We start from the raw sequence: 13,249 nt of genomic DNA, 5'->3' as shown, positions 1-13,249 counted from the left end.
CTGCTTGCGTTCGTTGAGGTTGACCCAGATCCCCAGGTCCAGCGTCGAACGGTCCAGGGACATGGCACTGTTGAAGCCGGTGATGCGGCTGAAGCCCTCGTTGACTTCGATCAGCAGTCCGTCCCGCTGTCGGGTCAGCAGTAGCCCATCTGGCGAGGCGTGGAAGGCTTTGGCGAACTTCTCCTCGGAGGTCTGCAGCTGTTGCTGGGTTTCCTTGAGCTGACTGATGTCTCGGACTACCACCACCAGCGCCGGGGTGGTGTCGAGGTCGAAGGGTTCGGCGGAGATCAGGCCGGTGAAGAGCTGGCCATTGTGACGGCGGAATGGCATTTCCAGGTTGCGGATGCTGCCGGCCTGCAAGCGTTGCAAGAGGCTCGGGCCGACACCCGGGATCCCCCAGATATTCAGTTCGGTGGCGGTCTGGCCCACCACGGTTTCGGCGCTCAGGCCGATCTGTTCCTCGAAGGCCTTGTTGACCTCCAACAGACAGCCGTCGGACAGGCGTGCGATGACCAGAATGTCCGGGCACTGCTGGAACACCGAGGCGAACTTCTGCTCGGAAAGGCGCAGGGCTTCTTCAGTGTGTTTTGTCTCGCTGATATCGATCATCAGGCCGCGCATCACCGGTTCATGGCCGTGTTCGATCAGGCTGACGATATCGCGCACCCAGAGGCATCGGCCGTCGGCGGCGATCACTCGATAGTCGAGGCTATGGTCGCGTCCGGCCTGTACTTCGTGGTCGCAGAAGGCCTGGGCGCGAGTCAGGTCGGCGGGGTGGATGATGTTGCGCCAGAACCCCGGGATCAGCCAGTGGGACAGGGGATAGCCCAGCAGGGCCTCGGCATGGGGGGAAACATAGCTATAGGTGAAGTCGCTGGCACGCGCCTCCCAGGCGATGGCCGAGAGGCTCTCCACCAGGCTGCGGTAATGGTATTCACTGCTGCGCAACTCTTGCTCCAGAGCCACTCTGCGGGAGATTTCCGAGCTCAGGCGACGGTTGATGCGGATCACCACTGCCAGCACTGTGACTAACAGCAGGAGGCCGGGCAGGCCGTAGATCAGGACGTCCGACCAGAACGTCCGATGGTCGAGGACGCTGCCGACCCAATGCTGCTGAATTGCGCTGATTTCCTCGGAACTGAGGTCCGCCAGGACCTTGTCGAGTATGCCCACCAGGATCTTGCTGTCGCGGGGAACGCCCATGGCCAGCTGGTAGCGATAAGGGGTTTCGCCGCTGACGTACAGGCCCTCGAGCTTGAGCTGGCGCAGGCTCCAGACGCTGGAGGCCAGATCGCCTACCACGGCGTCTACCTCGTCAGTGGCCAGGGCTTGCAGGGCCGAGCTGATATTGGGCAGGGCCACCAGGTTCAGGTCCGGGTGGTGGGTGCGCAGCAACTCGTGGGGGGCGTAGTTCTCCACCACCGCGACCTTGAGGCCGTAGAGGTCCTGGAGGTTGCGGGGCTGTGCGCCACCTGCGTGGGCGAGGATGACGATGGGGAAGTCGAGATAGGGGCGGGTGAAGGCCATGTAACTCTGGCGTTCCGGGGTCGACATGATGCCGGGCAGCAGGTCCAGCTTGCCTTGCTTGGCGTCTTCGAGCACGGCGGTCCAGCTGGCCGGTTCGACAGGCGTCAGGGTGACTGAAAGGCGCTCCTGGATCAGGTGGATGTAGTCCGCCGCCAGGCCCTGGTAGCGGCCTTCTTCATCCCGATACTCAAAGGGCGGCCAGGAAGCATCCACACCCAGGCGCAGTTGCGGGTGGGTCTTGAGCCAGCCACGTTCTTCATCGGTGAGAGTCAACGCGCCAGCCGTTGCGGTCCAGGTAAGCAGTGCCAGCAGGAGCATGGCCGACAGTCTGGGCATAACCGTCTCGTTATGGCACGGGGAATGTTTCGAGTGTAGACGGGGTATGGGGCGAGGGAGAGTGGGGATCGGTAAAAAGCAAAACCCCCAGCAGGCTGGGGGTTTTGGGCTTACTCGTCGAGGAAGGAGCGCAGATGCTCGCTTCGCGTCGGGTGGCGCAGCTTGCGCAGCGCCTTGGCTTCGATCTGACGAATCCGCTCACGGGTCACGTCGAACTGCTTACCAACCTCCTCAAGGGTGTGGTCGGTATTCATGTCGATGCCGAAGCGCATGCGCAGGACCTTGGCTTCACGGGCAGTGAGGCCGGAGAGTACTTCGCGAGTCGCTTCTTTCAGGCTCTCAACGGTGGCTACATCGATTGGCGACTGCATGGTCGAGTCTTCGATGAAGTCACCCAGATGGGAGTCTTCGTCATCACCGATCGGGGTTTCCATGGAGATCGGCTCTTTAGCGATCTTCAATACCTTGCGGATCTTGTCCTCAGGCATTTCCATGCGTTCGCCCAGCTCTTCCGGAGTCGGTTCGCGACCCATTTCCTGCAGCATCTGCCGGGAAATACGGTTGAGCTTGTTGATCGTCTCGATCATGTGCACCGGAATACGAATGGTGCGGGCCTGGTCGGCGATCGAGCGAGTGATCGCCTGACGGATCCACCAGGTGGCATAGGTCGAGAACTTGTAGCCGCGACGGTATTCGAACTTGTCCACCGCTTTCATCAAGCCGATGTTGCCTTCCTGGATCAGATCGAGGAACTGCAGGCCGCGGTTGGTGTACTTCTTGGCGATGGAGATCACCAGACGCAAGTTGGCTTCAACCATCTCTTTCTTCGCGCGGCGGGCCTTGGCCTCACCGATCGACATACGACGGTTGATGTCCTTGATCTCGGCAATCTTCAAGCCGGTTTCGACTTCAAGCGCGGTCAGCTTCTGCTGGCAACGGATGATATCCGGCTGCAGACGGGCAATGGCTTCGGCGTACTTGCTCTTGCCTTTGGCCAGGGCGTCGGTCCAGCTTTCATCCACTTCGTTGCCCGGGAACTGGCGCAGGAAGTCGGCACGCGGCATGCGGGCATCACGCACACAGAGCTGCATGATGGCGCGTTCTTGCTGACGCAGACGATCCAGGGCGCTGCGTACACGTTCAACCAGGCCTTCGAATTGCTTCGGAACCAGTTTGATCGGCATGAACAGCTCGGCCAGGGCCAACATCTCGGCGATGGCTTGCTTGTTCTCGCGGCCGTGCTTCTTCAGCGCCTTGCGGGTGATCTCCATCTGATCGGAGACGGCGCCAAAGCGCTGTGCAGCGACGACCGGATCCGGACCGCTTTCGGCTTCTTCTTCGTCTTCGGTCGCTTCAGCTTCTTCGTCATCGCTGTCGTCATCCGCTTTCGCGGTTTTGGTGTCGACAGGAGGCGGTACTTCGGCGGCAGGCGGCGTAATGCCGTCGTCCGGGTCGATGTACCCGCTGAGAACGTCAGACAGGCGGCCACCTTCGGTGGTGACGCGAGTGTATTCGGAGAGGATGTGATCAACCGTGCCAGGGAAGTGCGCGATTGCGCCCATCACTTCACGGATACCCTCTTCGATACGCTTGGCGATTTCGATTTCGCCTTCACGTGTGAGCAGCTCTACCGTACCCATTTCGCGCATGTACATGCGCACTGGGTCGGTAGTGCGACCAATGTCGGTTTCCACAGCCGCCAACGCTGCGGCGGCTTCTTCAGCTGCTGCTTCGTCGGTATCGGCTTCGGCCAACAAAAGGGCATCCGCATCCGGAGCACTCTCGAATACGTTGATCCCCATGTCGTTGATCATGCGGATGATGTCTTCCACCTGTTCCGGATCTGAAATATCCTCCGGCAGGTGGTCGTTGACCTCCGCGTAAGTCAGGTAACCCTGCTCACGTCCACGGCTGATCAACTCTTTGAGGCGAGACTGCTGTTGCGCTTTTCCGGACATAACACCCTATCCACTGAAGGTCTTGGCGGGCAAAAAACAAGCCGAGGATTATACCCGAGCTATGACCTCACGCGCCAGTTGAGGTCGGGTTTGATGCGGGAACATTGCGTTTTAGAAGCTCAACCAGCTGTATTTTCTCTTCGCTGCTGAGCTCGCTTTGACGCGATTTCCTGAGAAGTTGTTCTAAAACACGCTCACGTTGGCGAGCGGACAAGCTATTAATGGTGTCGAAAAACTGTTGTTCAAGGTTATCTCCGTCGATCAGCCACTCTTTTTCTGCCAGTGCGGTAAGCAGGTGCCCCTGTTGAGTGCCGTGCCAGCGCGCCATCAGTTGATGAATAGAGCGTAGCTTAGGATTTTTCTGTACGGCTTCGATCAGGGCCACCAGCAATTGAGTGTTGGTGTTGTCGTCATCGGCAAAGTGCCCGGCGTCTTCAACTTTTTCTGCCAGTTGCGGGTGATGCAGCAGGGTGCGCAAGGCTGCCAGCGTAGGAGGCTCCACCGCCGCCGGGACGCGAGGGCCGCGAGGCTGGTCCCGATCGCCCTGGCGCTTGCCTTTGCCGTTCTTGTCCCAGGGCTTGTTTTCCCATTTCTTGCCACCGCCGCTTTTCTTCGGCGTCCACTCTTGTTGAGGGGCGTACGCTTCCTGATGGGGCTCATGGTAGTCGGCATAATCGGGCATCGCATCGTAGTCGATGCCGGCGTCATAGATTGGGGGTGCTTCCGGCGGGGCGCTGTGAGCTAGCTGATTCACCGTTTCATTGCTCAGGCCGGTGATTTCGGTCAGGCGCTGGCGCATCAGGGTGCGCAGGTTGGCCCCGGGGATTTTCTCGATCAGCGGTGCTGCCAGGGTCGCCAGGTGAGCCTTGCCTTCCAGTGAGCGTGGATCGGCTTCGTCGATCAGTTGTTGAAAGAAGTAGTCCGCCAACGGCTGGGCGTGCTGGTTGATTCGGGCGCGGAAGGCGTCCGTACCTTCGGAGCGGACCAGGGTGTCCGGGTCTTCCCCTTCCGGGAGGAACAGAAAGCGTGCCCGACGCCCGTCCTGCAGGCAGGACAGAGTGGCCTCAAGGGCGCGCCAGGCAGCCTTGCGTCCGGCTTGGTCGCCGTCAAAGCAGAACAATACGTTGGGCACAATGCGGAACAGGCGCTTGAGATGTTCCTCGCTGGTGGCGGTGCCCAGGGTCGCGACGGCATTGCGCAGGCCTTGCTGGGCCAGGGCGATCACGTCCATGTAGCCTTCGACGACGATGATCTCGTCGAGGTTGCGATTGTTCTTGCGGGCCTCGAACAGGCCGTAAAGCTCTTGGCCCTTATGGAATACCGGGGTTTCCGGAGAGTTCAGGTATTTGGGCTTGTCGTCCCCCAGAACCCGGCCGCCGAAGGCAATGATTCGGCCGCGGGTGTCGCGGATCGGGAACATCACGCGATCGCGAAAGCGGTCATAGCGCTTGCCGCTCTCGGCATTCTCGATCAGCAGTCCGGCATCGATCATGGCCTTCTGCTGCAAAGTGTCGCTGCTCAGGTGCTTGAACAGGTTGTCCCAGCCGGGCGGTGCAAAGCCCAGGCCGAAGTCCCGGGCAATTTCGCCGGTGAGGCCGCGCCCCTTGAGATAGTCGACCGCGGCCTTGCGTGCCGGGTGGTTTTTCAGCGCCTGGCGATAGTAGTCGGCGGCGGCAGTTAGCAGGGGGTAGAGCGGTGAGTCGGTGGGTTGCCGGGGTTTGCGCTGGCCGCGATTGCTTTCCTCGCGGGGGATCTCCATGCCTGCCGCTTTCGCCAGTTCCTCGACGGCCTGGGGAAAGTCCAGGTTGTCGTGGTCCATGATGAAGCCGAGGGCATTGCCGCCTGCGCCACAGCCGAAGCAGTAATAGAACTGCTTGTCGGGACTGACGCTGAAGGACGGCGTCTTTTCCTTGTGGAATGGGCAGCAGGCTGTGTAGTTCTTGCCGGCTTTCTTGATCTGCAGGCGCGAGCTGACTACATCGACGATGTCGGTGCGGTTCAGAAGGTCGTCAATAAAGCTCTGGGGAATAAGCCCGGCCATTGCGTTCTCGTCATCACTGCGGGGAAAAATAGCCCTGGCGACGCTGTCGAAAGATCAGGTGAGGCGAGGCGTGAAGAGTGCGCGGCTCGACCTGGTTTTCGGCGTGATCGCAGTCGGGAAGTGTATCTGCCGAGCGTCCACTGACGTTAATTTCAATCAGTATTCGACTATTTGAAGGTGTTGCGCTGAGTCCGACAGTGGCCGTTGGAGGGCCTCGGATAGCTCATTAAGCGGGCGCTGCAGAAGGGCGCCTTGGGCTGATCGTCTGTAGGAATCAGTAAGGGTGTGCTCGTCAGTAGCCTTGGAAGGCTCGTCAGAAAAGACGTGCACCGCTGGCAGGAAGCCAGGTCTGACGTGGTGAAGCAGATTTGTCTGGGTCGCATGGGCGGCTTCGACGGTGAAGCATCAAGCGTATTCCGCAAATGCCATTAGCCCGGCTGAGGGCCGGGCTTGGCAGAAGCTTGCAGCGAACGTCTGTGTATTAGTACAGACGTACGGCGCGGCGCTGTTCGCGCTGAACTTTCTTGGCGTGACGCTTAACAGCAGCAGCTGCTTTGCGCTTACGCTCGGAAGTCGGCTTCTCGTAAAATTCGCGGCTACGAACTTCAGCCAGAACACCGGCTTTTTCGCAGGAGCGCTTGAAACGACGCAGAGCTACGTCGAAGGGTTCGTTCTCTTTAACTTTGACGGCTGGCATCCAGAGCTACCTTCATTCATTACCGGGGTCAACGTTCTCGTCGCAAAAATCGCGGCTGAGGTCGTCGGTTTTTAAGGGTTGCGGATGTTAACCCCTCAACGCTCGGAATGCAAAGCCTCTGATCGAAAACCGCTGGTCGGGCGCGGGAGTGGCGACTATTATGCGCGCCTTCGAATTCAGCCTCTACAAGGCGCAAACCCATGCTAGTACTGGGATTAGAAACGTCCTGCGACGAAACCGGCGTCGCGCTTTACGACAGTGAGCGTGGCCTGCTGGCCGACGCGCTGTTCAGCCAGATCGACCTGCATCGCGTCTACGGTGGCGTGGTACCGGAGCTGGCTTCCCGGGACCACGTCAAGCGCATGCTGCCCCTGATCCGTCAGGTTCTGGCGCAAGCCGACTGTGTCACCACCGAGATCGATGCCATTGCCTACACTGCGGGTCCCGGCCTGGTGGGCGCCTTGCTGGTGGGGGCTTCCTGTGCCCAGGCACTGGCCTTTGCCTGGGGTATTCCAGCACTGGGCGTGCATCACATGGAAGGTCACCTGCTGGCGCCGATGCTGGAGGAGCAGCCACCGGAATTTCCGTTCGTCGCTTTGTTGGTGTCGGGCGGTCATACCCAGTTGGTCCGGGTTGATGGCATCGGCCAATACCAGCTGTTGGGCGAGACCCTGGACGATGCGGCAGGCGAAGCATTCGACAAGACCGCGAAAATGATTGGCCTGAATTATCCCGGTGGTCCCGAGATCGCCCGCCTGGCAACCCAGGGCGTCCCCGGGCGCTTTGTCTTCCCGCGGCCAATGACCGATCGTCCGGGTCTGGACTTCAGCTTCAGCGGCTTGAAGACCTTCGCCCTGAACACTTGGCAGCAATGCGTCAGTGCTGGAGACGACGGTGAGCAAACCCGTTGCGACATCTCTCTCGCGTTCCAGCAGGCGGTGGTAGAAACTTTGACCATCAAGTGCAAGCGCGCCTTGAAGCAGACTGGCCTCAAACGTGTGGTCATTGCCGGGGGCGTGAGTGCCAACAAGGCTCTGCGCGCCTCCCTGGAAAAAATGCTCGCCGAGATGAACGGCAATGTGTTCTACGCTCGTCCGGAGTTCTGCACTGACAACGGTGCGATGATCGCCTATGCCGGCTGTCAGCGTTTGCAGGCCGGACAGCAGGAGAGCCTGGCGATCAGTGTGCAGGCGCGCTGGCCGATGGAGCAGCTGTCAGCCCTCTGAGAGAGGCGCGCTAGCGCCTCAAACTGAAGTCTTTTCATCTGCCGGATTCAAAAATGCCGTTCGCGCCCGGCAAACAGGTCGCGTAGATTGCCGCGATGGCGCCAGACGATCAGCAGCGTGAGCACGCTCATCGGCAGTAGTGCCTCAGGCTCCTGCCAGGCCAGTAGCGGTAAGGTCAGGGGCGTGGCGATCAAGGCGGCCAGTGAGCTGGTGCGAGTGAGATAGAAGGTCAGCGCCCAGGCGGCGATAGCCAGAAGCGCCGCAGGCGGGTAGAGCCCCAGCAGCATGCCGGCAGCAGTGGCGACGCCTTTGCCGCCGCGAAAGCGGAAGTACAGTGGGAACAGGTGGCCGAGTACGGCGTAGAGTCCGATCCATGCCTGTTGCTGCAAGGTAAGCCCCGCAAGGTGGGCGATCAGCACGGGCACCAAGCCTTTGCACAGATCCCCCAGCAGGGTCAGGACAGCGAGTTTCTTGCCGGCCAGGCGCAGCATGTTGGTGGCGCCGGCATTGCCCGAACCACTCATTCGCGGGTCGGGATTACCCGTGAGGCGGCTGAGCAAAATGGCGAAGGACAGAGAGCCAAGCAGGTAGGCGAGAATCGCCAGTAACCAAAACATGCTAACTATTCCGGGCGAGGACGCCCTGATTCTAACGGCGCATTGCGCCCTTGTCGTGCTGCGGAGAAGAGTGCTTGGACAGAGTGTTTATCGAAGGACTGGAAGTGGACACCGTGATTGGAGCCTACGACTGGGAGCGTGGCATCCGACAGTGCCTGCGTCTTGATCTGAGCTTTGCTTGGGATAATCGTCCGGCTGCTGCAGGGGATGATCTGACGCTGGCGTTGGATTATGCCAGCGTCTCCGCGCGAATCCAGGCGTTTGCCGAGCAGGCTCAGTACCAGTTGGTGGAAACCTTTGCCGAGCGTCTTGCCGAAGTGTTGATGAGCGAGTTTCACATTCCTTGGCTGCACTTGAAGCTGACCAAGCCAGGCGCTGTTCCGGCCGCCACAGGCGTGGGCGTGGAGATCGAGCGCGGATGTCGCTGACTCAGGTGTTTCTGGGGCTCGGTAGCAATATCGAGCGTGAAGTTCATCTGCGGGCCGGGCTCGATGCCTTGGCCGGCTTCCTGGTGGACATGCGTTGCTCGGCGGTGTTTGAAAGCCAGCCGGTGGGGATCAAGAGCGGTCCGTTTTTCAATCTGGTGGTGTCGGGTTACACCGACTTGCCGTTGACCGAACTGGACCGGCGCTTGAAGTTCATCGAAGCGGACAACGGTCGTTATGCCCCGGACCGCAAAGGTTTGCCGCTGGATATCGATGTGCTGTTGTACGGTGATCTGACTGGCAATTTCGATGGTCTGATCCTGCCTCGTGCGGAGATTCTGAAGAATGCCTTTGTGCTATGGCCGTTGTCGCTGATGGCGCCGGAGCGGGTGCACCCATTAGCCGGCAAGAGCCTGGGAGCGCTTTGGGGTGAGGCGCAGATCGATCAGGTTCTGGCGCCCGTCGCCTTCGAATGGCAGGGCAGGCAACTGACGCCTCCGGGTCTGTAGTTTCTCGAGCTCTCCTGGTGCGGGCAAGGCTGAAGCCTTGTCCGCAGCTTCTCAAGAGGCATGTTGTTGCTTGTAGGCCTTGATTGCCTTCAGCCGCTCCAGCCTCAGTGCCTCGCCCAGTTCCGGGCCTTTGAAGCCCTGCTCCAGCAAAGGTTGAACCGCAACTGAGCGCGCCTCATGGGCGGCTCCGCGTAGGTAATCCGCTTGGGGGTAGGGTCGTGACTCCAGTCCCAGGCGACCACGGGCATCCATTTCGCAAGCGGCAATGAACTCCTCAAAGCGCTGCGGACGACGGAACACGTCGAAGCTTTGCAGCAGTTCAAGCAGTGTGGAGGCCTTCAGTTCCTGCGCCTTGTGGGCGTGGGTGTGATATTGGCCCACCAACAGCGCCAGCTCCTGGCATTCCCGTGGTGCCTTGAATCGCTCATTGACGGCCTTGATCAAGTCCAGCCCCTTGTGTTCGTGGCCGATGTGCCGTGGCCACTCTTGCTCGGGCGTCACGCCTTTGCCCAGGTCGTGGAGCAGGCAGGCCCAGCGTACCGAGAGGGGTTGCTGGTGCAGCGCCGCTTGCTGCAACACGCTGAGGGTGTGCAGGCCGGTGTCTATTTCCGGATGGTGGGTCGGTGGCTGGGGAATGCCGAACAGAACATCGACCTCAGGTATCAATACGGCCAGGGCGCCGCAGTCACGCAATACCTGGATAAAGACCTGAGGCTGATCCTCCATCAGGGCTCGAGACATCTCCTTCCAGCTGCGCTCGGCTGTCAGGGCCTGAAGCTCGCCTGAGTCGCTGAGTTGGCGCATCAGTTCAAGTGTCTCTGTGGCCACGCTGAAACCCAGGTCGGCGTAGCGCGCGGCAAAGCGTGCTACCCGCAGCACTCGAAGGGGATCTTCGGCGAATGCCGGTGAAACATGACGTAAAAGCCGGTTTTCTAGATCTTTTTGACCGTTGTAAGGATCGGTCACAAGACCCTGGTCATCCTCGGCCATGGCGTTGATCGTCAGGTCGCGGCGAATCAGATCCTCTTCCAGGGTGACTTCCGGACTGGCGTGGAAGGTAAAGCCGCCGTAACCCCGCCCGCTCTTGCGTTCGGTTCGAGCGAGGGCATATTCCTCGCCGCTCTTGGGGTGCAGAAACACCGGAAAATCGGCGCCTACTGGGCGAAAGCCCTTTGCAATCATGTCTTGCGCGCTGGCGCCCACCACGACCCAATCGACGTCGGTGACTGGTCTGCCCAGCAGGCGATCGCGCACAGCACCACCGACTTTATAAATCCGCATAAAAAACCTCCGTTAGCGCGACAGGATAACCCTTGTGCCCGTACTAGCGGAGGCCTGTTGTTAGGCTCAGAGGTGGATGACTGCCAGGTCCAGTCGGCCGTAATCGTTTTCGTTGTGATCGCTTTTTGGCGGTACGTGATGGGTTTTCATCACCTGATCGCCCTGCAGGGTTTCCAGGTGAATATCGAAGCCCCAGAGACGGTGCAGGTGCTTGAGTACCTCCTCGGTGGAGTCTCCCAGGGGTTTGCGATCGTGTTGTTGATGGCGCAGGGTCAGTGAGCGGTCGCCACGACGATCGATGCTCCAGATCTGTACATTGGGTTCACGGTTGCCCAGGTTATATTGCGCAGCCAGCGTTTCCCGGATGATCCGATAGCCGCTTTCGTCATGGATTGCCGGCACCAGCAGATCATCCTTCTGGTCGTCATCCATGATGCTGAACAGTTTGAGGTCGCGGATCACCTTGGGCGACAGATACTGCAGGATGAAGCTCTCATCCTTGAAGCTGCTCATGGCGAACTTGATGCTCGACAGCCAATCGGTGCCGGCCAGCTCCGGGAACCAGCGGCGATCCTCTTCGGTGGGTTCTTCACACATGCGGCGGATATCCCGATACATGGCAAAACCCAGGGCGTAGGGGTTGATACCGTTGTAATAGGGGCTGTCAAATCCCGGCTGATAAACCACGCTGGTGTGGGAGGCAAGAAATTCCATCATGAAGCCGTCGGTGACCAGGCCTTCGTCATACAGGTCGTTCATCAGGGTGTAGTGCCAGAAGGTGGCCCAGCCTTCGTTCATCACCTGGGTCTGGCGCTGCGGGTAGAAATACTGGGCGATCTTGCGCACGATGCGCACGATTTCCCGCTGCCAGGGCTCCAGCAATGGCGCATGTTTTTCGATGAAGTACAGGATGTTTTCCTGAGGCTCGGCGGGGAACCGCGCATTGTCCTTGTCGCTGTACTTGTCCGCGCCTTTGGGAATCGTGCGCCACAGGTCGTTGATCTGTTTCTGCAGGTGCTCCTCACGGTCCTTCTGTCGACGCCGTTCTTCTTCCGCAGAGATCGGGTAAGGCCGTTTGTAGCGGTCGACGCCGTAGTTCATCAGCGCATGGCAGGAGTCCAGCAGGTCCTCCACGGCATCGATGCCGTGGCGTTCCTCGCATTGCATGATGTACTGCTTGGCGAACACCAGATAATCGATGATCGAGCTGGCATCGGTCCAGGTGCGGAACAGATAGTTGCCCTTGAAGAAGCTGTTGTGACCGTAGCAGGCGTGGGCTACCACCAAGGCCTGCATACAGATGGTGTTCTCCTCCATCAGATAGGCGATGCAAGGGTCTGAGTTGATCACGATTTCGTACGCCAGCCCCATCTGACCGCGGCTGTAGGATTTTTCGGTGCTAAGAAAGTGCTTGCCGTAGGACCAATGGTGATAACCCAAAGGCATGCCCACCGAGGCATAGGCATCCATCATCTGCTCGGCGGTGATCACTTCGATCTGGTTGGGATAGGTGTCCAGGGCATAGCGAGCCGCGATACGGCTGATTTCTCGGTCGTAGGCCTGGATCAGCTCGAAGGTCCATTCCGAGCCTGTGGAGATGGGTTGGCGCTTCTGCTCTCTGGCGGTCATGTCACTAACCTGCGCTGGAAGAGTTCACGGAAGACCGGATAGATATCTCCGGCCGAAACCAGTTGTTGCTGGGCGAAGGTGTCGGAGAAAGCCTCGGCGATCCGTTCGTACTCGAACCACAGGGCCTGGTGCTCCCGTGGAGTGATTTCCACGTAGGTGTAGTACTGCACGAAAGGCATGATCTGGTTGATCAGGATATCGCGGCAGATGGGCGAGTCGTCATTCCAGTTGTCGCCATCGGAGGCTTGTGCCGCGTAGATGTTCCATTCGTTGCTCGGGTAACGCTCGGCCATGATCTCCTGCATCAGTTTCAGGGCGCTGGAGACGATGGTCCCGCCGGTTTCCCGGGAATAGAAGAACTCTTCCTCATCCACTTCCCTGGCACTGGTGTGGTGGCGAATGAAGACCACGTCGATCTTGTCGTAGTTGCGCTTGAGGAACAGGTACAAAAGGATGAAGAAGCGTTTGGCGATGTCCTTGGTCGCCTGGGTCATGGAGCCGGAGACGTCCATCAGGCAGAACATCACCGCCTTGGAGCTGGGGTTGGGCTGTTTCACCAGCAGGTTGTACTTGAGGTCGAAGGTATCGAGAAAGGGCACGCGGTGGATCCGTGCGCTCAGGCGTTCGATTTCTGCTTCCAGTTCCTGGATATCGCCGAAGTTATCCGGTTCCTCCCGCTTCAGGCGCGCCAGTTCCTCTTTAGCCTCCCGCAGTTTGGCCCGGCTGCTGCCGGACAGGGCAATGCGTCGGGCGTGGGCCGAGCGCAAGGTGCGGATGATGTTGATCCGCGATGGGTTGCCTTCGTTGCTGATCCCGGCGCGTACGGTCTTGAAGGTATCGGTCCCGGTCAGGTTGCGCTTGACCAGGTTGGGCAGCTCCAGGTCCTCGAACATGAATTCGAGGAACTCCTCCTGGGTAATCTGGAAGACGAACTCATCCATGCCCTCGCCGGAATTGCCCGCCTTGCCGCGGCCAGCACCACCTCCACCGCCGCCTTGAGGCC

10 protein-coding genes and 1 pseudogene are annotated in these 13,249 nt (G+C 59.7%); 3 read left to right on the top strand and 8 right to left on the bottom strand.

The annotated features are described in order from the left end of the window. The 4 genes from BLX41_RS35905 to rpsU form a co-directional block, all read right to left on the bottom strand. Positions 1-1,863: PAS domain S-box protein (locus tag BLX41_RS35905; protein ID WP_259745059.1), on the bottom strand; the 1,863-nt coding region annotated here is incomplete at its 3' end. A 110-nt stretch (positions 1,864-1,973) separates the two neighbouring features. Next, positions 1,974-3,821, bottom strand: a complete 1,848-nt coding sequence (gene rpoD / locus BLX41_RS21465) for an RNA polymerase sigma factor RpoD (protein ID WP_123726509.1) — start codon at positions 3,819-3,821, stop codon at positions 1,974-1,976. A 67-nt stretch (positions 3,822-3,888) separates the two neighbouring features. Beyond that, positions 3,889-5,862, bottom strand: coding sequence for a DNA primase (gene dnaG, locus BLX41_RS21460; RefSeq protein WP_123726508.1), 1,974 nt, complete (start codon positions 5,860-5,862; stop codon positions 3,889-3,891). A 481-nt stretch (positions 5,863-6,343) separates the two neighbouring features. Further along, positions 6,344-6,559 carry a 30S ribosomal protein S21 gene (gene rpsU / locus BLX41_RS21455; RefSeq protein ID WP_002551877.1) on the bottom strand — a complete coding sequence of 72 codons (216 nt, stop codon included), beginning with the start codon at positions 6,557-6,559 and terminating at the stop codon, positions 6,344-6,346. 200 nt (positions 6,560-6,759) lie between these two features. On the opposite strand from rpsU, the gene tsaD reads away from it, so the two are divergent. Further along, positions 6,760-7,785: a tRNA (adenosine(37)-N6)-threonylcarbamoyltransferase complex transferase subunit TsaD gene (gene tsaD / locus BLX41_RS21450; protein WP_123726507.1), complete on the top strand. Its 1,026-nt coding sequence runs from the start codon at positions 6,760-6,762 to the stop codon at positions 7,783-7,785. 47 nt (positions 7,786-7,832) lie between these two features. Here tsaD and plsY read toward each other — a convergent pair whose 3' ends face one another. Then, complete coding sequence (plsY, locus tag BLX41_RS21445) at positions 7,833-8,402, bottom strand: glycerol-3-phosphate 1-O-acyltransferase PlsY (protein ID WP_123726506.1); 570 nt, start codon at positions 8,400-8,402, stop codon at positions 7,833-7,835. 74 nt (positions 8,403-8,476) lie between these two features. Between plsY and folB the strand changes: the two genes are divergently transcribed. Next, on the top strand, positions 8,477-8,830 hold the full coding sequence (folB, locus tag BLX41_RS21440; protein ID WP_123726505.1) for a dihydroneopterin aldolase: 354 nt from the start codon (positions 8,477-8,479) through the stop codon (positions 8,828-8,830). Further along, positions 8,821-9,336: a 2-amino-4-hydroxy-6-hydroxymethyldihydropteridine diphosphokinase gene (gene folK, locus BLX41_RS21435; protein WP_123726504.1), complete on the top strand. Its 516-nt coding sequence runs from the start codon at positions 8,821-8,823 to the stop codon at positions 9,334-9,336. Before folB ends, folK begins: the two co-directional genes overlap by 10 nt. Before the next feature lie 51 nt (positions 9,337-9,387). On the opposite strand, the gene BLX41_RS21430 is transcribed toward folK, so the two are convergent. The 3 genes and pseudogenes from BLX41_RS21430 to BLX41_RS21420 all read right to left on the bottom strand — a co-directional run. After that, entirely contained in the window at positions 9,388-10,617 is a 1,230-nt protein-coding gene (locus tag BLX41_RS21430) for a multifunctional CCA addition/repair protein (RefSeq protein ID WP_123726503.1), read from the bottom strand. 66 nt (positions 10,618-10,683) lie between these two features. Continuing rightward, the gene (locus BLX41_RS21425) at positions 10,684-12,246 is read right to left on the bottom strand and encodes a SpoVR family protein (RefSeq protein ID WP_123726502.1); all 1,563 of its coding nucleotides are present in this window, start codon (positions 12,244-12,246) and stop codon (positions 10,684-10,686) included. Beyond that, positions 12,243-13,249 (bottom strand): annotated as a pseudogene (locus BLX41_RS21420) (YeaH/YhbH family protein); the annotation flags it as partial. The gene BLX41_RS21425 and the pseudogene BLX41_RS21420, both read right to left, overlap by 4 nt.

Origin of the sequence: Pseudomonas protegens (assembly GCF_003732485.1) — a bacterium.
GTDB classification, from domain to species: domain Bacteria; phylum Pseudomonadota; class Gammaproteobacteria; order Pseudomonadales; family Pseudomonadaceae; genus Aquipseudomonas; species Aquipseudomonas protegens_B.
The sequence above is the reverse complement of the archived record's forward strand: the minus strand, read 5'-3'. Positions and strand labels throughout refer to the sequence as shown.

Bases quoted from the DNA above. Each gene is read 5' to 3' on its own strand.
- rpoD (WP_123726509.1), bottom strand. From the start codon at position 3,821: ATGTCCGGAAAAGCGCAACAGCAGTCTCGCCTCAAAGAGTTGATCAGC.
- dnaG (WP_123726508.1), bottom strand. From the start codon at position 5,862: ATGGCCGGGCTTATTCCCCAGAGCTTTATTGACGACCTTCTGAACCGC.
- rpsU (WP_002551877.1), bottom strand. From the start codon at position 6,559: ATGCCAGCCGTCAAAGTTAAAGAGAACGAACCCTTCGACGTAGCTCTG.
- tsaD (WP_123726507.1), top strand. From the start codon at position 6,760: ATGCTAGTACTGGGATTAGAAACGTCCTGCGACGAAACCGGCGTCGCG.
- plsY (WP_123726506.1), bottom strand. From the start codon at position 8,402: ATGTTTTGGTTACTGGCGATTCTCGCCTACCTGCTTGGCTCTCTGTCC.
- folK (WP_123726504.1), top strand. From the start codon at position 8,821: ATGTCGCTGACTCAGGTGTTTCTGGGGCTCGGTAGCAATATCGAGCGT.
- BLX41_RS21430 (WP_123726503.1), bottom strand. From the start codon at position 10,617: ATGCGGATTTATAAAGTCGGTGGTGCTGTGCGCGATCGCCTGCTGGGC.
- BLX41_RS21425 (WP_123726502.1), bottom strand. From the start codon at position 12,246: ATGACCGCCAGAGAGCAGAAGCGCCAACCCATCTCCACAGGCTCGGAA.